Here is a 20,409-nt window from a genome sequence, read left to right on the forward strand (position 1 = left end):
TAGCGCCCGCTCAATGCTTGGTCTGCGTCATCCTGTCGACATAGGCGATGCCGATGGCCGAAAGGATGAACAGGCCGTGGATGATCGCCTGCCACATCACCCCCTGTTCGGTGACGCGGGCGTTGGCGGTGCCGAGCGCGGTCGCCTCGATGAAGGTGCGCAGCAGGTGGATGGACGAGATGCCGATGATCGCCATCGCCAGCTTGACCTTCAAAATCCCCGCATTGACATGGCTCAGCCATTCGGGCTGGTCCCGATGCCCTTCGAGGCCGAGGCGGGAGACGAAAGTCTCATAGCCGCCGACGATCACCATGATGAGCAGGTTGGAGATCATCACCACGTCGATCAGGCCGAGGACCATCAGCATGATCTGTTGTTCGGTGAATTCAAAGGCATGCAGGATGAGGTGCGAAAGTTCCTTGAGGAACAGGAACACATAGACGCACTGCGCGGCGATGAGGCCGAGATAGAGCGGCAACTGAAGCCAGCGCGAGCTGAAGATCAGCAGCGGCAGGGGGCGAAGGGGTCGGTTGAACGGATCGTCTTGCATGGGGCGGTTCTTTAAGCGGCGAGGCGGCCGCTGTCACCCCATTGGATGGCCTGCGTTGTGGGCTTGCCCTGCCGGGAGGGGATTCGGTCAATAGCTGACACGGTCAGCCAAGTAGATGTTGAGCACGCGGAGGCGCGGAGACGCGGAGGCGCGGAGCGGGGTTGAGCCGCAGGCTCTTTGTCCCCATGCCACCTCTGCCGGTATGAACAGGAACGCTTCGCGATATTTTTCTCCGCGTCTCCGCGCCTCCGCGTGAAACATCGTTTCAACGCCTGACGTCCGCTCCCCACCCAAAGCCGACTTTCCCTGATGGTCTCAACCGGCATCCGCCGAAAAGAAAAAGGCGGACCCTGCGGCCCGCCTTTCCCTTGTTATCTTGACCGGAAAGCTCAGCGCTTGTCGACCGGCACATAGTCGCGCTGCGTCGGGCCGGTGTAGAGCTGGCGCGGGCGGCCGATCTTCTGCGCGGGGTCGGAGATCATCTCGTTCCACTGCGCGACCCAGCCCACGGTGCGGGCCAGGGCGAAGAGCACGGTGAACATCTCCGTCGGGAATCCGATCGCCGACAGGATGATGCCCGAATAGAAGTCGACGTTCGGGTAGAGCTTCTTCTCGACGAAATAGGGATCGTTGAGGGCGATCTGCTCCAGCTCGCGCGCGACGTCGAAGATCGGGTCGGTCACGCCCAGCTTGGTGAGCACTTCGTTCGCGGTCTTCTGCATCACCTTCGCGCGCGGATCGTAATTCTTGTACACGCGGTGGCCGAAGCCCATCAGGCGGAACGGATCGTCCTTGTTCTTCGCGCGGGCGATATATTCGGGGATGCGATCCACCGTGCCGATCTCGCGCAGCATGTTGAGCGCGGCCTCGTTCGCGCCGCCATGGGCCGGGCCCCAGAGGCAGGCGATGCCCGCCGCGATGCACGCGAACGGATTGGCGCCGGAGGACCCTGCGAGGCGCACGGTCGAGGTCGACGCGTTCTGCTCATGATCGGCGTGGAGGATGAAGATCTTGTCCATCGCATCCTCGATCACCGGATCGACCACATATTCCTCCGCCGGGACCGAGAAGGTCATGTTGAGGAAATTGCCGGTGTAGCTGAGGTCGTTGCGCGGATAGACGAAGGGCTGGCCCACCGAATATTTATAGGCCATCGCCGCGATCGTCGGCATCTTCGCGATCAGGCGGTGGCTGGCGATGCGCCGCTGCATCGGGTCGTTGATGTCGGTCGAATCGTGATAGAAGGCCGACAGCGCCCCCACCACGCCGCACATGATCGCCATCGGGTGCGCGTCGCGACGGAAGCCGCGATAGAAGGTGGTCAGCTGCTCATGCACCATGGTGTGGCGCGTGATCGTGCGGGTGAACTCCTCCAGCTCCGCCTTGGACGGCAGCTCGCCGCGCAGCAGCAGATAGGACACCTCCATGAAGCTGGACTGCTCGGCCAGCTGGTCGATGGGGTAGCCGCGATGCAGCAATATGCCTTCGTCCCCGTCGATATAGGTCAGGCCGGATTCGCAGCTTGCCGTCGAGGTGAAGCCGGGGTCGTAGGTGAACATGCCGGTATCGGCATAGAGCTTGCGGATGTCGATGACCTGAGGTCCGACAGAACCGTCCTTCACCGCATAGTCGTGGCCTGTGCCACCGATATCGAGCCTGGCCGAACTGTCTGCCATAGTTTTCTCCCTAAGTTGATCGCTGGACGCCACGCAGCGACTATGCGGCGTCCGATAATCTTGCCAATGTCTCTTCCCTGCCCAAAAGGAAGAGAACGTCGAATATCCCCGGCGATGTGGTGCGGCCGGTCAGGGCGGCACGCAGGGGCTGCGCCACTTTCCCCAAACCGAGACCGGCCCTTTCCGCAACGCCGCGAATGGGATCCTCTATCGCCTCGGGCGTCCATTGCCCGACGGCGCCGAGCGCCTGCACGCAGGACGCGATCAGCGCCCGGCCCGCCTCGTCCAGCAGCGCGCCCGCCTTTTCGTCCGGAACGAGCGGGCGCTGCGCGAACAGGAACAGCGCGCCGTCGGCGATCTCGTCCAGCGTCCTGGCGCGCGGCTTCAGCGCGGGCATGGCCTGTTGCAGCAACGCCGTGTCGGCTTCCGCCAGCTCCCGTCCGATCAGCTTCGCGACGCGGGGCGCGACCAGCGCGGCAAGGCGCGCATCGTCGGCCTCGCGGATATAATGGCCGTTGAGATTTTCCAGCTTCTTGAGGTCGAAGCGGGCAGGGGAGCGGCCGACGCCGGCCAGATCGAACAGCTCGACCGCGCGCTCGCGGCTGATGATCTCCTCGTCGCCATGGCCCCAGCCGAGGCGCAGCAGATAATTGACCACCGCTTCGGGCAGCAATCCCATCTCGTCGCGATAGGCATCGACGCCCAGCGCGCCGTGGCGCTTGGAAAGCTTCGCCCCGTCCGCGCCGTGGATCAGCGGGATATGCGCATAGACCGGCTCTTCCCAGCCTCCCTCGATTTCGGCCATCGCGCGGATGATGCCGAGCTGGCGGAAGGCGTTGTTCAGATGGTCGTCGCCCCGGATCACATGGGTGACGCCCATGTCCTGATCGTCGACCACCACCGCCAGCATATAGGTGGGCGTGCCGTCGGAGCGCAGCAGGATCATGTCGTCCAGTTCCGCATTGCGGACGACGACGCGGCCCTGCACCGCATCCTCGATCACCGTCTCGCCTTCGCGCGGGGCCTTGAGGCGAATCACATAGGGCGCGCCTTCGGGCGCCTCGTCGGGCGCGCGATCGCGCCAGCGGCCGTCATAGCGCATCGGCTGCTTCGCGGCGCGCTGCGCCTCGCGCAGCTCGGCCAGCTCCTCAGGCGTGGCGAAGCATTTATAGGCGTGGCCGCCAGCGAGCAACTGGTGCGCGACCTCGGCATGGCGCGCGGCGCGGGCGAACTGGTAGACCGGCTCCTCGTCGCTCCCCAGGCCGAGCCAGTCCAGCCCGTCCAGAATCGCGTCGATTGCCTGTTGAGTCGAGCGCGTCCTGTCCGTATCCTCGATTCGGAGCAGGTAGCGGCCGCCATGATGCTTGGCGAAGAGCCAGTTGAACAAAGCCGTCCGCGCGCCGCCAATATGCAGAAATCCGGTGGGGGAGGGAGCAAAACGCGTTACGACTGCTCTTTTTTCACCGGTTGCGTTCACCCAGAAATTCTCCGACTATTTTCTATCGGTTCGCACCGGGCGAACCGGAACATGGTGTTGCCGCACGCCCCCTAGCATGGCTTTCCAACTATCACAAATGTATGTTGCACCGCACCGGGACCGGCCTTTTGCCATAGCGCTGGACCGGGTGGAACGCTGGCTGGAGGCGGAGCGGGAGCGGATCGCCCTGTGGGTGCCCGTGGCGTTGGGAATCGGCATAATCGCGTGGTATTCCCTGCCCGATCCGGCACGCTGGGCGGCCTGGGCGGGCGGTTGCGCCATCCTCGCGCTGGCCTTTCTGGCGCTGCCGCGCGGTGGACGGCTGCGAATGATGCTGGTCACGGGCGCGCTGCTGGCGGCGGCGGGCTGCGTCCTGATCTGGGGCAAGGCGCTGGTCTGGGGTGAAAAGCCCCTCGCGCGGCCGGTGTTCATCGAGGTGCGGGGCGAGGTCCTTTCGGTCGAGCCGCAGCCCGCGATGGAGCGGACGCGCATCACCGTCGCGCCCGACCCGGCGCTGGGGCTGCCCGCCCGCATCCGCGTCAACGTGCCGGAAAAGGACTGGCGCGCGGAGATGGGCCGGGGCGCGCTGCTCTCGTTCCGCGCGCGCCTGATGCCGCCCGCGCCGCCCGCCGTTCCGGGTGCCTATGATTTTGCCGAGCGCGCCTATTTCCTCGGCCTCGGCGCGACCGGCCGGGCGCTGGCGCCGATCGAGGTGTTGCGCCCCGCGTCGCAGCGGGAAGGGACGATGCGGCTGCGGCTGGCCGATCATGTCCGCTCCCGGCTGGAGGGCGGGGAGGGGGCGATCGCCGCCGCGCTCGCGACCGGTGACCGGGGCGCGATCAGCGAGGAGGATGCCGATGCGATGCGCCGCAGCGGCCTTGCGCATCTGCTGTCGATCAGCGGGCTGCACGTGTCGGCGCTGATCGGCGCGGTGGTGATGCTGGTCTATCGCCTGCTCGCGCTCAGCCCGCGACTCGCGCTGGGGCTGCCGCTGATGCTGATCGCGGCGTCGGCGGGCGCGGTGGCGGGCATCGGCTATACGCTGCTGACCGGGGCCGAGGTGCCGACGATCCGTTCCTGCATCGCCGCGCTGCTGGTGCTGGGCGGGCTGGCGCTGGGGCGGGAACCGATCAGCCTGCGGCTGGTGGCGGCGGGCGCGCTGGTCGTGCTGATCTTCTGGCCGGATGCGCTGATGGGGCCGAGTTTCCAGATGAGCTTCGCGGCGGTCGCGGTGCTGATCGCGCTGGCCGAGGCGCCCTGGTTCCGCCGCCTGACGGGCGCGCGCGACGAGGGCTGGGGGATGAAGGCGGGGCGGGCGCTGCTCGCCCTGTTCCTGACCGGCGTGGCGATCGAACTGGCGCTGATGCCGATCGCCCTGCATCATTTTCATCAGGCGGGGATATTGGGATCGCTCGCCAATCTGATCGCCATTCCGCTGACGACCTTCGTGGTCATGCCCGCCGAGGCGCTGGCATTGCTGGCTGATGTCGTGGGTCTGGGCGCGCCGTTCTGGTGGATCACCGGCAAGGCGCTGGCGCTGCTGTTGCTGGTGGCGCACCGCGTGGCCGACCATCCGCTGGCGACATGGGCGCTGCCCGTCGCCTCCGGCGTGCCGTTCGCGCTGATGATGCTGGGCGGGCTGTGGCTGCTGATCTGGCGGACCCGTGTGCGCCTTGTGGGGCTGGTCCCGCTGTGCGCGGGGGCCGCCGTGCTGCTGACGATGCCCGCGCCCGATGTGGTGGTGACGGGCGACGGGCGGCATATGGCGGTGCGCTTCGCCGACGGCCGCATCGCGCTGTTGCGCGACGGGGCCGGGGATTATGTGCGCGGCATCATCGGCGCAGCGGCGGGGGAAGGTGGTGGCAAGGAGGCGGGCGCGGCGATGGGCGCGCTGTCGCGGGCGCCTGAGGCGCGGTGCAGCCGAGACATGTGCGCCGTGCGGATCGCGGGGAGCCGGCGCGACTGGATGATCCTGGCGACTCATAGCGACATGACCGTGCCATGGCAGGCGCTGGTCGACGCCTGCGCCCGCGCCGACATCGTGGTGAGCGACCGCCGCCTGCCCCCGGCCTGCTCCCCGCGCTGGCTGAAACTCGACCGGGCGAGGCTGCGGCAGACGGGTGGCGTCGCCCTTTATCTGGAGCAGGAAAGCTGGAGCGGGGTCAGGCGGCCGGGGGATCGCCATCCTTGGGTAGCGCCGTGAGGAGGCGCGGGTTGGGATGGCGGTTGGCCTGTGCGGTTACCGGGTTGATTGAAATGCCGGTCCCAAGGCATTGTTTTCACGGGGTTGGGGGCTGGCTCGATATTGGGACGGTTGGTGAGCAGCATCATTCGTGCCCCATCAATGATTGAAAGTTCACGCGGAGGCGCGGAGACGCAGAGATGAGAAGCGCGAAGCGGAAAGGCACTGAAGCGAAGATCGCTGAGCCAGAGAAACACTGGGCGCGAACGCGCTGAGTTCCCACGCGGAGTAACTTTGCTGCTTTCCTCTTTCAGGTCCGTGCAACGCTATGGGCGAGCCTACAGCTCATCCCTTCACTCCGCGCCTCCACGCGAAACTCAATGCGATCGGCCTGAACGGTTCCCGCGCCCTATCGATCGAAGCGCCATTTTCCTGAACTGCAAAGAAGGGCAGGGCTTCGACAAGCTCAGCCCGAACGATTCTCCCATGTCAGCCCATAGGCCGAAAGCCGCCTATAGGTGATCCGCTGCAAGCGATGCTCGCCGGGGAGGAGAGGCACGACCGCAGCCGCGCCTCTCCCGATCAATTATAGCGTCGCAACAGCCCGGCCAGCTTGCCCTGGATACGCACCTGTCGCGGATCGTAGATTTGCGGCTCATAGGCGGCGTTGGCCGGGTCGAGGCGGATGCGCGGGCCCTCGCGGCGGAAATATTTGAGCGTCGCTTCGGCCTCGTCGATCAGGGCGACGACGATCTGGCCTTCGCGCGCATTTTCGGTGCGCTGGATCAGCGCATAGTCGCCATCCAATATGCCCGCCTCGATCATCGAATCGCCGGACACCTCCAGTGCATAATGATCGCCCGAACCCAGCAATGCGGCGGGGACGGAGAGCATGGTCTGCCCCTCCATCGCCTCGATCGGCACGCCCGCCGCGATGCGGCCGTGCAGCGGGATTTCGATCACGTCGTTGGCCGCGACCGGAATTTCCCGGATCGGCGCGGCGCGCGGCGGCTGGAGCGGCGTGACGGCGGAGATAGACGGCGACGCTTTGCCGAGCCCTTCGGGCAGCTTGACGATTTCCAGCGCCCGCGCCCGGTTCGGCAACCGGCGGATGAAGCCGCGTTCTTCCAACGCGCTGATAAGGCGGTGGATGCCCGATTTCGACTTGAGGTCGAGCGCGTCCTTCATTTCGTCGAAGGAAGGGGATACGCCGCCTTCCTCCAGCCGCTTGTGAATGAAGAGCAGCAATTCCTGTTGTTTGGCCGTCAGCATCGCCCATCCCGTCTGTAAGGAACGAATGCGGAACGTATAGGAAACGTTTGGGAACAAGTCAAGCGCGCCGACGCGCGCCTCAAATGGGAAGTACGGCGACGCTTTCCCCGGCGCGGGCGGCGGGGCTGGCCGCCGGGCGCAGGATCAGCGCCTCGGCCATGGAAAGGCCGAGCGTGGCGGCGCTGTCCTGCTGCGTCAGGGGGCGGATGCGGCCCTCCGCGTCCCATGCGGCGCGGACATAATCGTCGCGGCCGCCGACGGCGGGCATGTCCGCGCCCAGCACCGCCTCGCGCCGGTCGGGCAGCGGGGCCGGGCATCCCGCCATGTGGCGGACCAGCGGCAGCAGGAAGAGATGCGCGGTGACGAAGGCCGAAACCGGATTGCCCGGCAGGCCGAGGAAAAGCGCCTTGCCGTTCATCCCGCATATCAACGGCTTGCCGGGGCGCATGCGGATTTTCCAGAAGTCGATGCTGCCCCCGGCCGCCTCCAGCGCCGGTTTCACCAGATCATGATCGCCGACCGAGGCCCCGCCGGTTGACACGATGATATCGTGGTCGTCCAGATCGCGGAAACAGCCGGTCAGTGTTGCCAAATCGTCGGCGATGATGCCGCAATCGCTGGTTTCGCAGGGCAGGCCCGAGAGCATCGCCTGCAACATCACGGCGTTGGAGGCGGGCAATTGGCCGGGCCGCAGCGGCGCGCCGGGCGGGACCAACTCTGAGCCGGTGGACACCAGCGCGATGCGGGGACGGCGGGGCAGCCTCAATGCGCCATGGCCCGCCAGCGCGGTCAGCGCGACATGGCGAGCGGTGAGGAAGGTTCCGGTGGGAAGGATCGGAAATCCCTCGGAAAAATCCGAACCGGCCTTGCGGACATTGCGGCCGGGATAGCCTGGCTCCTCGCCGGAAAGGGTGAGGCGCTGCCCCTCGCGCGTCACCTCTTCCTGAATGACGACGCAGTCCGCGCCGGGGGGCATCGGCGCGCCGGTATAGATGCGCACCGCCTCGCCGGGCGCGACCGCTCCGCCAAAGCCCGCGCCCGCCGCGCTTTCCCCGATCACGGTCCAGGGGCCGGGCAGGTCGGCATGGCGGATCGCATAGCCGTCCATCGCGGAAAGATCGGCCGCGGGCTGGGAGCGCAGCGCGCCGACCTCTCGCGTCACCCAGCGCCCGGCCGTTTCGGCCAGCGCCGTTTCCTCCGGCGGCAGGGGGGCAGCCATGGCCAGCAGCCGGGCCTGCGCTTCCGCGACGGGGAGGAGGGCCATCAGCGCCTCATTCCTGTTCGTCCGCGCGCCAGTCGCCGGACTTGCCGCCGCTCTTTTCCAGCAGACGGATATCTTTAATGATCATCGCCTTGTCGAGCGATTTTGCCATATCGTAGACGGTCAGCAGCGCCACCGAAACCGCCGTCATCGCCTCCATCTCCACTCCTGTCCGGCCCTGCGTGCGGACGGTGGCTGTGGCGACGAGGCCTTCATCATCGACCTCAAGATCGAGCGATATCTTGTTGATCGGCAAGGGATGGCAGAGCGGGATCAACTCCGACGTCTTCTTCGCCGCCATGATCCCGGCGATCCGCGCGACGGCCAGCACGTCGCCCTTGGCCGCGCTGCCCCCGGCAATGGCGCGCAGGGCCTCGCCGTTCATCACGATGCGGCCGGTGGCGACCGCCTGCCGCACGGTTTCGGCCTTGCCCGACACATCGACCATATGCGCCGCGCCCTTGTCGTCGATATGGGTGAGGCGGGGCATCGGCTTCTCCTTACGCGCCGGTCAGCAGCCTGCGGGTCGCCGCCTCGACATCGGCATGGCGCATCAGCGCCTCGCCGACGAGGAAGCAGCGCACGCCATGCCCGGCCATCGCCTGTAAGTCGGCATGCGAGGAGAGGCCGCTTTCGGCGACGAAGGTGCAGCCTTCGGGCGCATGGCCGATCAGTTCGTAGGTGCGCGCGAAATCGACGGTGAAGTCGCGCAGGTCGCGATTGTTGACGCCGATCAGCCGGGATTTGAGACGGCTCGCCCGCTCCATCTCCGCCGCGTCATGCACCTCGACCAGCACGTCCATGCCGAGGTCGAGCGCGGTCTGCTCGATCTCCTGCATCTGCCCGTCCTCCAGCGCGGCGACGATGATGAGGATCGCGTCCGCGCCGATCGAGCGGGCCTCCAGCACCTGCCACGGATCGACCATGAAATCCTTGCGCAGCACCGGCAGACGGCAGGCGGCGCGGGCGGCGATCAGATAATCCTCATGCCCCTGGAAATAAGGCGCGTCGGTCAGCACCGAGAGGCAGGCTGCGCCCCCGGCCTGATAGGCGGCGGCATGGGCGGCGGGGTCGAAATCCTCTCTTATCAATCCCTTGGATGGGCTTGCTTTCTTCACTTCCGCGATCAGGCCGAAGCCCGTTTCCGCCGCCTTGTCGAGCGCGCGACGGAACCCGCGCGGCGGCGTCTGCGCGGCGGCGCGGTCCTGGAGCGTGGCGATGCTGGTGCCCGCCTTGCGCGCGGCGACTTCCTTCCGCTTGGTGTCGCAAATTTCGATGAGCTTGTTCGTCATTTCCACGCAATCCAGCAGTCCAGTAGGGCGTTGGCCAGCCCCTTGTCGATGGCTTCGGCCGCTTCCTCGATCGCCTCGCCCCAATCGGCGGCATGGTCGGCGACGATCAGCGCGCCCGCCGCGTTGAACAGCACCGCGTCGCGATAGGCGCCCTGCTCGCCCAGCAGCAGACGGCGCAGCGCGTCGGCATTATAGGCCGCATCGCCGCCCTTGATCGCCTCATGCGGATGGCGGGGCAGGCCGATATCGGGCGCGTCGAGCGCATAGGTGCGGATCGCGCCGTCCTTCAGTTCCGCCACGCGATTGGGCGTGCTCAGCGACAACTCGTCCATATTGTCCTCACCCGCGACCAGCATTGCATGGGTCATGCCCAGCTTCTGCATCGCCTCGGCGCAGATGGTCACATAATCGGGCCGCGCGATGCCGACGATCTGGCGGCGGACCTGCGCCGGATTGGCGAGCGGGCCGGTGAGGTTGAAGATGGTGCGCCGCCCGATCGCCTTGCGGATGGGCGCGAGGCGGCCGAGCGCCGGATGATGGCGCTGCGCGAAGAGGAAGCAGATGCCGAGGTCGGCCAGTTGCCGCTCGGCCTCTTCCTGCGAGATATCGAGCCGGACGCCCAGCGCCTCCAGCGTATCCGCGCCGCCCGCCTTGGACGAGGCCGCGCGATTGCCATGCTTGGCGACCGGCACGCCGCAGGCCGCGACGACGATGGCGACGGCGGTGGAGACGTTGAGCGTATGGAGGCCGTCGCCCCCGGTGCCGCACACGTCGATCGCGCCTTCGGGCGCCTGCACGCGGATCATCCGCTCCCGCATCGCGGCGGCGGCGGCGGCGATTTCCGTCGCGGTCTCGCCCCGTTCGCTCAGCCGCGTCAGGAAATCGCGAATGGTGTCATCCGAGGGGCCGCCGTCGAGGATTGCGGCAAAGGCACCGGCGGCCTCCGTTTCGGAAAGCGGGGCGCCCGGATCGGGCAGGCCGGTCATGCGCTTGTCCGCTGCGCGATCGGCTGCGGCGTCATGCCCGCCAGCGTCATGAAATTGGCGAGCATCGCATGGCCATGCTCGGTGGCGATGCTTTCCGGGTGGAACTGCACGCTGTGGATCGGCAGCTCCCGGTGGCGGAAACCCATGACCGAGCCGTCGTCGCTGGTCGCGTTGACGATCAGGCAGTCGGGAATGTCCTCGACGATCAGCGAGTGATAGCGGGTCGCGATGAAGGGCGAGGGCAGGCCCTGGAACAGGCCGGTGCCGTCATGGCTGACCGGGGAGGTCTTGCCGTGCATCAGCCCGCCGCGCACCACCTTGCCGCCGAAATGCTGGCCGATCGACTGATGGCCCAGGCACACGCCCAGCAACGGCTTGCCTTCGCGCGCGCAGGCGGCGACGAGGTCGAGGCTGATGCCCGCCTCATTGGGGGTGCAGGGGCCGGGGGAGAGGAGGAACGCCTCCGCGCCGGTGGCGATCGCCTGATCGGCGGTGAGCGCGTCGTTGCGCACGACCTCCACCTGCGCGCCCAGCTCCATCAGATAATGGACGAGGTTCCAGGTGAAGCTGTCATAATTGTCGATGACGAGGATCATGCTATTGCCCGTAGCGCCCTTCGCGGGCGAGTTCCACCGCTTCCTTGGCGGCGGCCATCAGCGCGCCGGATTTCGCCTCGCATTCGCGCTGCTCATAGGCGGGGTCGCTGTCCGCGACGATGCCCGCGCCCGCTTGCGCGTGCATCACCCCGTCCTTGAGCACGGCGGTGCGCAGCACGATGCAGCTGTCCATATTCCCGTCGGGCGAGAAATAGCCGACCCCGCCGGCATAGGCGCCGCGCGTCTCCGGCTCCAGCTCGGCGATGATCTCGCAGGCGCGGACCTTGGGCGCGCCGGAGACGGTGCCCGCCGGAAAGCCCGCGAACAGCGCGTCGAGCGCGTCCTTCTTTTCATCGAGCCGCCCGACGACATTGGACACGATGTGCATCACATGGCTGTAATATTCGATCGTATAGCTGTCGGTGACGGTGACCGTCCCCGCGCTCGCCACCCGGCCCACATCGTTGCGGCCGAGGTCGAGCAGCATCAGATGCTCGGCCCGTTCCTTGGGATCGGCGAGCAGCGAATCGCGGTTGGCGGCGTCCTCGGCGGCGGTCTTGCCGCGCGGCCGGGTGCCCGCGATCGGGCGGATCGTCACCTCTCCGTCGCGCACGCGCACGAGGATTTCCGGGCTGGAACCGATCAGCGAGAAGCCCGGCATGTCGAGGCAATAGAGGAAGGGCGACGGGTTGATCCGCCGCAGCGCGCGATAGAGCGCCAGCGGCGGCAGCGGGAAGGGCGCGGTGAAGCGCTGCGCCAGCACCACCTGGAAGATGTCGCCCGCGAAGATATAGTCCTTCGCGCGATTGACCATCTCCTCATAGCGGCCGGCGGGCAGGACCGGCGTGAACTGCGCGTCCTCAAGACTGTCGGGCACGGGCTGTTCGGGCAGCGGCCCGGCAAGGCGGGCGGCGGCGGCATCGAGCCTGTCCCGCGCCTCGTCCAGCGCGCGGTCGATGTCCGCGCTCTTTTCCTTCCAGAGTGGCGCGACGAGATAGAGCGCGTCCTCCAGCCGGTCGAAGACGAGGATGACCGTCGGGCGCACGAACAGCATGTCCGGCATGTCCAGCGGATTGGGCGCCGGGCGGGGCAGCTTTTCGACGAGGCCGATCGTCTCATAGCCGAAATGGCCGACGAGGCAGGCGAGGGCCGGGGGCAGCGCGACATCGGTATCGGCCTTGCATTCCTCCACCAGCGCCCGCAGCGCGGCCAGCGTGTCGCCCGGCGCGTCGGTGAAGGCGGCGCGGTCGGTCTGCCAGTGCCGGTTGAGCTGCGCCTTGTCGCCCTCGGCGCGGAACACGAGATCGGGCGCGATGCCGAGCAGGCTGAACCGCCCGCGCACCGATCCGCCCTCGACCGATTCGAGCAGGAAATCGCCCCGTTCCGGCTGCATCAGCTTGAGCGCGGCGGAAATGGGCGTTTCGGTGTCCGCGATCTGCTTGCGCCACAGCAGGGCGGAGCGCCCCGCGTCCAGCGATGCCCTGATGGCGGCGATGTCCGATGCTCTGGCCTTGGTCATGATCGCTTACTGGGCTGCGCCGTTGATCTTGCGCAGTTCCTGCGTGACGCGGGAAAGGGTCGCCGGGTTGCGCTTGACGCCCAGCGAACGCTCGATCGCGCGCTCGAACTGGTCGCCATATTCATTGGCGACCACATTGGTGAGGTCGGCGCGCACCTGATCGACCAGCCCCGGCACCTTGGCGGCGTCGCCCTGCTGGATCTTGTCGAGCATGACGAGGAAATAGCCGCGATCCTCCGGGATGGGCAGGATCTTCGCGGTGCCGCTGGCCATCGCGAACAGGATCGAGATTTCGGCGGGCGGGCGGCGGTCGCCGCGCAGCAGCTCGGCCCGGCGTCCGGAGACCTTCTGCGCGGGCGGCAGGGCGACGCCCGCACCGGCCAGCGCCTTGTCGAACGGCGTGCCCTTGTCGATCTGCGCCTTCAGCTTGTCGGCCAGCGCCTTCGCCTTCTGCGCGCCCTGATGCAGCAGATAGTGCTGGACGATCACCGGCTTCACCTTCTCCAGCGGGGGAGGAGCGGCCGCGACGATATCCGTCACGTCGACCAGCGCATAGCGCTGCTCCTGGACGATCGGCACGAACTGGGCGTCGTCGTCCGCATCCATGCCGAAGGCGGGCTGGAGCAGCGGCTTCACATCGTCGGCGACCGCATAATCGGCCTTTTCGACGCTCTGTCCGGTGGCGAGCAGCAGCGGCGTGGTTTCGACCTTCAGGCCGTTGTCCTTGACCGCCTCGTCGAAGGTCGCGCCATTGGCGATCTCGTCCTCCACCTTCGACGTGAAGTCGGACAGCAGCGCCTTGCTCTTGTCCGCCTTGAGCGCGGCGGTGATCTCGCCCTTCACCGCATCGAGCGGCCGTTCGGCGATCTTCTGGACGGCGGTGACCTGGAACACCGCCCAGCCGAGCGCGACCTTCACCGGTCCGGCGATCTTGCCCTGCGGCGCGGCGAAGGCGGCGTTGGCGGCCTCCGGCGACGCCTGCTTCGCGAAATCCGCCTTGCTTACCTGCGCGGCGGTGGAGACGGAAAGCCCGTCCTTCTTCGCGGCCGCCGCCAGCGATCCCGCGCCCAGCGCGGCCTTCGCCGCGCTTTCGCTCGGCAGGATCAGCTGTTCGATGGTGCGGGTTTCGCGCGCGCCATATCTGTCCTTGTTGGCGGCGTAATATTTGGCGATGTCGCTGTCGGTCGGGGCCGCCGCCGCCGCGAAACGCTCCGCATCGACGATCGCATAGCGCAGGCGGCGCTGTTCCGGCACGGTGTAACGGTCCGCGTTCTTCTTGTAGAAATCGGCGAGCTGCGCGTCGGTTGGCTTGTCCGCGCTGGGGAAGGCGGCGGCGGGAATGGCGGCGATGCGCCCCTCGCGCGCTTCCAGCAGCAGCGAGGCATAAGGCAGCACGAGGCTGTCGGTCAGCCGCGCGCCCAGCGTCGCCGGGGTGACGACCAGCCGTCCGGTCATTTCCTGCTCGATATCGGCGCGCAATTCCTTCTCGCTCAACCGTTGGGAGGTCAGCAGCTGGCGGAAGATATTCTGGTCGAACTTGCCGGTCGCGTCATGAAAGGCGGGAATCTGCGCGATCTGCGCGTCGACCATCCGTTTCGAGACGTGAATGCCCTGCCGGTGGGCGAATTCATTGAGCGCGATGCCCGCGACGAGCTGGTCGTAGATCTGCGGCACTGCGCCAAGCTCTATGAACTGGGCGATCTGCATGCCCGGATTGTCCCGGCGCTGCTGTTCGAACACGCGCTGGACGCGGGCCTGCACCTCCGAATCGGTCAGCTTGCGGCCGCCGATCTTCGTCGCGTTGCCGCCGCCAAGGCCGCCGAACGAGAAATTGCCGCTGGACGTGATGTCGCCCGCCGCGAAGGCGAAGGCGACCAGCGCCAGAAAGGCGATGCCGATGCCCGCGCCCACTTTGGATCCGATGAGGCGGCGAAAGAAACTGATCATGGAAGCGTCCTGAACATCCCGGATGGCAGCTGGCCGGAAGGCAGCCGAAAAATCATGTGCTGCTTTAGGGGCAGTCGGCCTTGCCTTCAAGCGGGGACTGGACTTTGGGAACAGGGACGCTATCGCCCGGCGGCATTCGGATCATCCTTGGTGCAGGAGTAAGGCATATGGGCCGGCGCAAGCTCGTCGTGGGCAATTGGAAGATGAACGGGCTGCGCGCGCAGCTCGGCGAGGTGGAGGCGATCGGCCGCGCGGCGGGCGAGCATCCGGCGGTCGAGGTCGGGCTGTGCGTGCCCGCGACGCTGATCGAGCCAGCCCGCGCGGTGGCGGGCGCGGCCTTCATCGGCGCGCAGGATTGCCACGGCGCGCGCAGCGGTGCGCATACCGGCTGCCTGTCGGCGGAGATGGTGAGGGAAGCGGGCGCCGGCTGGGTGATCGTCGGCCATAGCGAGCGGCGCACCGACCAGCATGAAAGCAGCGCCGACGTCGCCGCCAAGGCGCTGGCGGCGCGGGAAGCGGGCCTCAAGGTCATATTGTGCCTTGGCGAAAGCCTCGACACGCGGGACGGCGGCAAGGCGCTCGACTTCGTGCTGGAGCAACTGGCGCGGTCGCTGCCCGAAGGGGCGGGCGCGGACTGGCTCTCCATCGCCTATGAGCCGATCTGGGCGATCGGCACCGGCCGTATCCCGACCATGGAGCAGATCGAGGAAATGCACGGCGCGATTCGCGGCGCGCTGCGCGAGGCGCTGGGCGCGGACGCGGCGGACGGCGTGCGCATCCTCTACGGCGGGTCGGTCAACGCGGGCAATGCGGCGGATATCTTCGCGCTGCCCGATGTAGACGGCGGCCTTGTCGGCGGGGCGAGCCTGAAGGCGGAAAGCTTCGCGCCCATCATCGCCGCGGCCGCCTGAACCCCGGACGGCGGCGCGGGACATGGAGGGGCAAGGGAAATTCCCGGCCCATGGTTGAGCCCATGGTTGAATAGCGCCGCCTTCCCGGCTAAGGGCCTTGGCAACGGATTTTCGAGTTTGCGGACAGCATAACCATGTTCACCTTTCTTCTTGTCGTGCAGGCGATCATCGCCGCCTGCCTTGTTACCGTCATTCTGATGCAGCGGTCCGAAGGGGGTGGGCTGGGTGTCGGCGGCAGCCCCTCGGGCTTCATGTCGGCGCGTGGGGCGGCGGATTTCCTCACCCGCTCCACCACCGTGCTGGCCACGCTGTTCGTGGGCCTCAGCATCGTGCTGGCGATCATCGCCTCGGTGAAGCATGCGCCGACCGATATCGACACCTCGCTGGTGAAGCAGGCCCCGGCGACCTCGCCCGTGCCGCAGGCCCCGGCCTCTGGCGATCCGCTGTCCGGCGCGGCGCAGCAGGTCGGCGGCGGCGCGGAAGGCGCGGCCAACGGCGCGGTTCCGCTCGCCCAATAAGGGCACCGGACATCTTCCGATAATTTTTTGCAGGCGCGCCGCAACGCGCGCTTGCCCTTCCTCATGAAATAAGGGTAAGCCTCCTCTCCCATGGCGCGGTATATTTTCATCACCGGCGGCGTGGTCTCCTCGCTTGGAAAGGGCCTCATGGCCGCTTCGCTTGCAGCACTGTTGCAGGCGCGGGGATATCGTGTGCGCATTCGCAAGTTCGATCCCTATCTCAACGTCGATCCCGGCACGATGTCGCCCTATCAGCATGGCGAGGTCTATGTGACCGACGACGGGGCCGAAACCGACCTCGACCTTGGGCATTATGAGCGCTTCACCGGCGTTTCGGCGCGCCAGTCGGACAATGTGACGCAGGGGCGCATCTACCAGACGATCATCACCAAGGAACGGCGCGGCGACTATCTCGGCGCGACGGTGCAGGTGATCCCGCACGTCACCGACGAGATCAAGGCGTTCGCCAGGGCCGATACCGAGGACCTCGATTTCGTGCTGTGCGAGATCGGCGGCACGGTCGGCGATATCGAGAGCCTGCCCTTCATGGAGGCGATCCGCCAGCTCCACAACGATCTGGGGCGGGGCCAGTCGATCTTCGTCCATGTGACCTTGGTGCCCTATATCGCGGCGGCGGGCGAGTTGAAGACCAAGCCGACCCAGCACAGCGTGCGCGAGCTGACCTCGCTCGGCATCCAGCCCGACATATTGCTCTGCCGCTGCGAGCAGCGCCTGCCCGACAGCGAGCGGGCGAAGATCGCGCTGTTCTGCAACGTCCGGCCCGAGGCGGTGATCCCCGCGCTCGACGCGCCCAGCATCTATGCGGTGCCGGAGCAATATCACGCCGAGGGGCTGGACGACGAGGTGCTGCACGCCTTCGGCATCACCGACGCGCCGCAGCCGGAAATGGACCGCTGGGTCGACATCATGGACCGCTACGCCAATCCCGAAGGGGAGGTGACGATCGGCGTCGTCGGCAAATATGTCGGCCTGCCCGATGCCTATAAGTCGCTGCACGAGGCGCTGGTCCATGGCGGCCTCGCGAATCGGGTGAAGGTCCATGTCAAATGGATCGACGCCGAACTGTTCGAACAGGACGACAACGACATCGCCGCCCGGCTGGAATCGATGCATGGCATTCTTGTGCCCGGAGGCTTCGGCGTGCGCGGGTCGGAAGGCAAGATCGCGGCGGTGCGCTTCGCGCGGGAACGCAATGTGCCGTTCTTCGGCATCTGCCTCGGCATGCAGATGGCCTGCATCGAGGGCGCGCGCAACACGGCGGGCATCGCCAACGCCTCCACCACCGAATTCGGCGAAACCAGCGAGCCGGTCGTCGGCCTCATCACCGAATGGATGGCGAGGGAAGGCTTGCAGCAGCGCAGCGCCGACGGCGATCTTGGCGGGACGATGCGGCTGGGCGCCTATCCGGCAAAGCTCGCGCCGGGCAGCAAGGTGGCGGGCATTTACGGCGCGCAGGACATCAGCGAACGCCACCGGCACCGCTATGAGGTGAACATCGGCTATCGCGACGCGCTGGAAAAGGGCGGGCTCCTCTTCTCCGGCCTGTCGCCGGACGGGCGCCTGCCGGAGATCGTCGAGCGGCCGGACCATCCGTGGTTCATCGGCGTGCAGTTCCACCCGGAACTGAAATCCAAGCCGTTCGATCCGCACCCGCTGTTCGCCAGCTTCATACAGGCCGCGGTCCGCCAAAGCCGCCTCGTCTGACAAGTCGCCTCATCCGAAAAGCCGGTCGTCTGGCGGTGCTTTCCCTGTCGCCGCCAGCGGCGGCGGGCGTGCGCGCGGTTGGTAACTGATTGGAAAACCAGGTCTTTCCTGCCCGGATCAGGCGATTGCATCCGACGCAATTAATGTTGCATGAATGGATTGCGTGGCGCTGATAAAATAGTTATACCCCCTGAAAGCCAGGGTTTGAAGGCCTGCGGAATGGTGCAGCATACGCAGTAGTTCATGGTCGACCGGCGGATGGGAACCTGCCGGCTTTGTGCGTTGTTCGCATATGACCACATGCTGACGTGCGATTATCCATTTCCATTTCAGGTCTTTGCATCCGGCAGGCGCAGGCATCGCCTTCGTTCGCCGGATGAGACTGGGTGACGTCCCGTATCAGCGCCCCATGGGCTGCGACGGCGGGGTGTCTGGCCAGGTGAAGGGGTAGGAGAGGAGAACGGGGGGCGATCCAGCAATGGATCGCACCCCCGTCTCAATTTTGGGGTATTTTTTGCTTTCCCTCTCACGTCATGCCAGCGAAGGCTGGCATCTCAGGAGGTGACGCGCAACCTTGTCTGCGACCCCAGCCTGCGTTGGGGTGACGGTAAAGGCAAGGTTCGCTTTCATCCTGGCCAGCCATCCGCCTGCAAACGGAAAAGCGCGCCACCATGCCAGGCGGCGCGCTCCTTCTTATTCGATCAGCCGGTCCTCAATCCCGCGCTCAGGCGGCGTCGCGGTTTTCCCTCGCATTGATATCGACGAGAGTGCCGCCGTTGATGGCGATCTTCTTCGGCTTCATCGCTTCGGGCACTTCGCGGACCAGTTCGATCACGAGCAGCCCGTCGGCAAGGCTCGCATTGTCCACGCGGACGAAATCCGCCAGTTCGAAGCGGCGCTCGAAGCTGCGGCTGGCGATGCCGACATGCAGGAACTTGGCGCGATCGTCGTTGCTGATCTCCGCCTTGCGGCCGGAAACCTGGAGGAGATTCTGCTGGGCGACGATGTCCAGCTCATCCTCACGGAAACCGGCGACGGCCAGCGTCACGCGATAGCGGTCCTCGGAAAGGCGTTCGATATTGAAGGGGGGATAGTTGTCGCTCTGCGCGAGCCGGGCATTGTTTTCGATAAGATCGAACAGACGATCGAAACCGACAGTCGAGCGGCGATAAGGGGTAAGATCAAAACCACGCATTTTCAAATCCTCATCTTGAGCGAAGTGAATACTCCCCGGACCCATATCGGCATCCGGTCTTTACATCCGTCCCAACGGGACCGGACAGCATTGATGTATGCGCGGGTTTTTCTATTTCAAGGGGGAGGCGCTCTTCCTCAATTGCTGATGTGGCGATGGATGGCGGTATAGGGCGGTTGCAGATAATCCAGCCCTTCGCCGATCGCGCGGCCGACCCGGCTACGGCTGTCGCGGAAGAACAGTTCGCGCAGGTTGATGCCAACGCCCACGAAGATCCGCCGCTTGGGCTCTATCCCCATCTCGCGGTCGCGCAGCGTGAAATCCTTCGCATAATAGCCCGCATGCAGTTCCAGAAACCGCAGCGGCCCCTTGTTCAGCCCCTCGAACCCCGAAAATTTGAGCGCGAAAAAATAGCGCTGCTGCTCGAAATGGCGCTTTCCTTCCGTCGAGATGAAGCCGGAATGCGGGACGATCATCAACCGGAAATCGAGCTTTTCATCCAGCTTCGGCACCGAGTTGCGCAGCACCGAAAAGCCTGCCCCCAGCGAGTTGAACGCCACATCCTCCCACGACCATCCGGCGGTCGGCTCGATGCTGTCCCACAATTCGGTATAGAGCATCGTCGCGGAGGCGAGCGCGGCGGCGGTGAACTGGATGCCGGGGGCGTCGTTCGTCTTGCGCTTCAACCGCGCATAGAGAATTTCCGAAACCACATAGGCGCTGTAGCTGTGCGCCAGCTTGTCGATGCCGACATTGTTGGTCGATTTGCCGAACCAGCCTTCCGAATGGAAATGCGGCCATTGCGGATCCTTGAACAGCTTCGTCCCGTTGATCGCGGTATAATAGGCGAGGATACCCGCCATTTCCCATTTGACCGCGCCCGCCTGGCTGCCGAAGGATCGATACCGGCTTTCGGCGGGGGCGGGGAGGGCGGCGCTGTCCGGCGGGCCGGAATGGCCGGGCGGCGGATCGTGGCGCCCGGCCTCTTGCGCGAAGGAGAGAGGGGCGAAGCAGGATGAGGTCAGCGCGCAGGCCGTGCCCGAAGGCATGGAAGACAGCGGCTGGTGCTGCGCGTCGCCATGGTGCTGAGTCCCGGCGGAGACAGGCAGGTGGAAGGCCGCGTCCTGTGGCTCGGCGAGGCTATAGTCTTCCACCCCCGGCAGCAGCCGAAGGGGCGCTTCTTCCGCCTTCAAATTCCCGGAAAACCCGATGCAGAGCGCCAGCAGGCCGATCACGGGAAGCCGATGGCCGGGAAAGGGAAAAGGGCGCGGCGGGGCAGCGCTACAGGATCTGTTCTTCATT

Annotated in this window: 17 protein-coding genes; 4 read left to right on the forward strand and 13 right to left on the reverse strand. The window is 66.3% G+C overall.

What is annotated here, in order from left to right; translation table 11 throughout:
- Positions 1-10 precede the first annotated feature (10 nt).
- The 3 genes from GGR43_RS03030 to gltX form a co-directional block, all read right to left on the reverse strand.
- Positions 11-550: a TIGR00645 family protein gene (locus GGR43_RS03030; protein WP_188070476.1), complete on the reverse strand. Its 540-nt coding sequence runs from the start codon at positions 548-550 to the stop codon at positions 11-13.
- Positions 551-939: 389 nt separating this feature from the next.
- A complete protein-coding gene (locus GGR43_RS03035; protein WP_188070477.1) occupies positions 940-2,226 on the reverse strand; it encodes a citrate synthase in 1,287 nt (428 codons plus the stop codon).
- A 40-nt stretch (positions 2,227-2,266) separates the two neighbouring features.
- On the reverse strand, positions 2,267-3,703 hold the full coding sequence (gene gltX, locus GGR43_RS03040) for a glutamate--tRNA ligase (RefSeq protein WP_188070478.1): 1,437 nt from the start codon (positions 3,701-3,703) through the stop codon (positions 2,267-2,269).
- A gap of 97 nt (positions 3,704-3,800) precedes the next feature.
- Here gltX and GGR43_RS03045 point away from each other — a divergent pair, with 97 nt between their 5' ends.
- Complete coding sequence (locus GGR43_RS03045; RefSeq protein WP_188070479.1) at positions 3,801-5,906, forward strand: ComEC/Rec2 family competence protein; 2,106 nt, start codon at positions 3,801-3,803, stop codon at positions 5,904-5,906.
- A gap of 561 nt (positions 5,907-6,467) precedes the next feature.
- Here GGR43_RS03045 and lexA read toward each other — a convergent pair.
- From lexA to GGR43_RS03085, 8 genes are all read right to left on the reverse strand, one after another.
- Positions 6,468-7,157, reverse strand: a complete 690-nt coding sequence (gene lexA, locus GGR43_RS03050) for a transcriptional repressor LexA (protein WP_188070480.1) — start codon at positions 7,155-7,157, stop codon at positions 6,468-6,470.
- Positions 7,158-7,236: 79 nt separating this feature from the next.
- On the reverse strand, positions 7,237-8,421 hold the full coding sequence (locus GGR43_RS03055; protein ID WP_188070481.1) for a molybdopterin molybdotransferase MoeA: 1,185 nt from the start codon (positions 8,419-8,421) through the stop codon (positions 7,237-7,239).
- A gap of 7 nt (positions 8,422-8,428) precedes the next feature.
- Entirely contained in the window at positions 8,429-8,908 is a 480-nt protein-coding gene (gene moaC / locus GGR43_RS03060; RefSeq protein WP_188070482.1) for a cyclic pyranopterin monophosphate synthase MoaC, read from the reverse strand.
- Between the two features lie 10 nt (positions 8,909-8,918).
- Positions 8,919-9,710, reverse strand: a complete 792-nt coding sequence (gene trpC / locus GGR43_RS03065) for an indole-3-glycerol phosphate synthase TrpC (protein ID WP_188070483.1) — start codon at positions 9,708-9,710, stop codon at positions 8,919-8,921.
- Entirely contained in the window at positions 9,707-10,696 is a 990-nt protein-coding gene (gene trpD, locus GGR43_RS03070; protein ID WP_188070484.1) for an anthranilate phosphoribosyltransferase, read from the reverse strand. Before trpD ends, trpC begins: the two co-directional genes overlap by 4 nt.
- Positions 10,693-11,292, reverse strand: coding sequence for an anthranilate synthase component II (locus GGR43_RS03075; protein WP_188070485.1), 600 nt, complete (start codon positions 11,290-11,292; stop codon positions 10,693-10,695). The genes trpD and GGR43_RS03075 overlap by 4 nt, the downstream gene beginning before the upstream one ends.
- A 1-nt stretch (position 11,293) precedes the next feature.
- Positions 11,294-12,811 (reverse strand): anthranilate synthase component I, encoded by a 1,518-nt coding sequence (trpE, locus tag GGR43_RS03080; RefSeq protein ID WP_188070486.1) that lies wholly within the window; start codon positions 12,809-12,811, stop codon positions 11,294-11,296.
- Positions 12,812-12,817: 6 nt separating this feature from the next.
- Entirely contained in the window at positions 12,818-14,758 is a 1,941-nt protein-coding gene (locus tag GGR43_RS03085) for a SurA N-terminal domain-containing protein (RefSeq protein WP_188070487.1), read from the reverse strand.
- 167 nt (positions 14,759-14,925) lie between these two features.
- Between GGR43_RS03085 and tpiA the strand changes: the two genes are divergently transcribed.
- The 3 genes from tpiA to pyrG all read left to right on the forward strand — a co-directional run bounded on the left by tpiA (position 14,926) and on the right by pyrG (position 17,912).
- Complete coding sequence (gene tpiA, locus GGR43_RS03090) at positions 14,926-15,669, forward strand: triose-phosphate isomerase (protein ID WP_188070488.1); 744 nt, start codon at positions 14,926-14,928, stop codon at positions 15,667-15,669.
- A 134-nt stretch (positions 15,670-15,803) separates the two neighbouring features.
- Positions 15,804-16,187: a preprotein translocase subunit SecG gene (gene secG, locus GGR43_RS03095; protein WP_188070489.1), complete on the forward strand. Its 384-nt coding sequence runs from the start codon at positions 15,804-15,806 to the stop codon at positions 16,185-16,187.
- A gap of 90 nt (positions 16,188-16,277) precedes the next feature.
- Positions 16,278-17,912, forward strand: coding sequence for a CTP synthase (gene pyrG, locus GGR43_RS03100; protein WP_188070490.1), 1,635 nt, complete (start codon positions 16,278-16,280; stop codon positions 17,910-17,912).
- Positions 17,913-18,636: 724 nt separating this feature from the next.
- On the opposite strand, the gene GGR43_RS03105 is transcribed toward pyrG, so the two are convergent.
- Both GGR43_RS03105 and GGR43_RS23485 read right to left on the reverse strand, forming a co-directional pair.
- On the reverse strand, positions 18,637-19,107 hold the full coding sequence (locus GGR43_RS03105) for an Hsp20 family protein (protein WP_188070491.1): 471 nt from the start codon (positions 19,105-19,107) through the stop codon (positions 18,637-18,639).
- A 137-nt stretch (positions 19,108-19,244) separates the two neighbouring features.
- A complete protein-coding gene (locus GGR43_RS23485) occupies positions 19,245-20,408 on the reverse strand; it encodes a DUF2279 domain-containing protein (RefSeq protein WP_246343305.1) in 1,164 nt (387 codons plus the stop codon).
- Position 20,409 lies beyond the last annotated feature (1 nt).

It is taken from the genome of Sphingobium jiangsuense (assembly GCF_014196495.1).
In the GTDB taxonomy this organism is placed as follows: domain Bacteria; phylum Pseudomonadota; class Alphaproteobacteria; order Sphingomonadales; family Sphingomonadaceae; genus Sphingobium; species Sphingobium jiangsuense.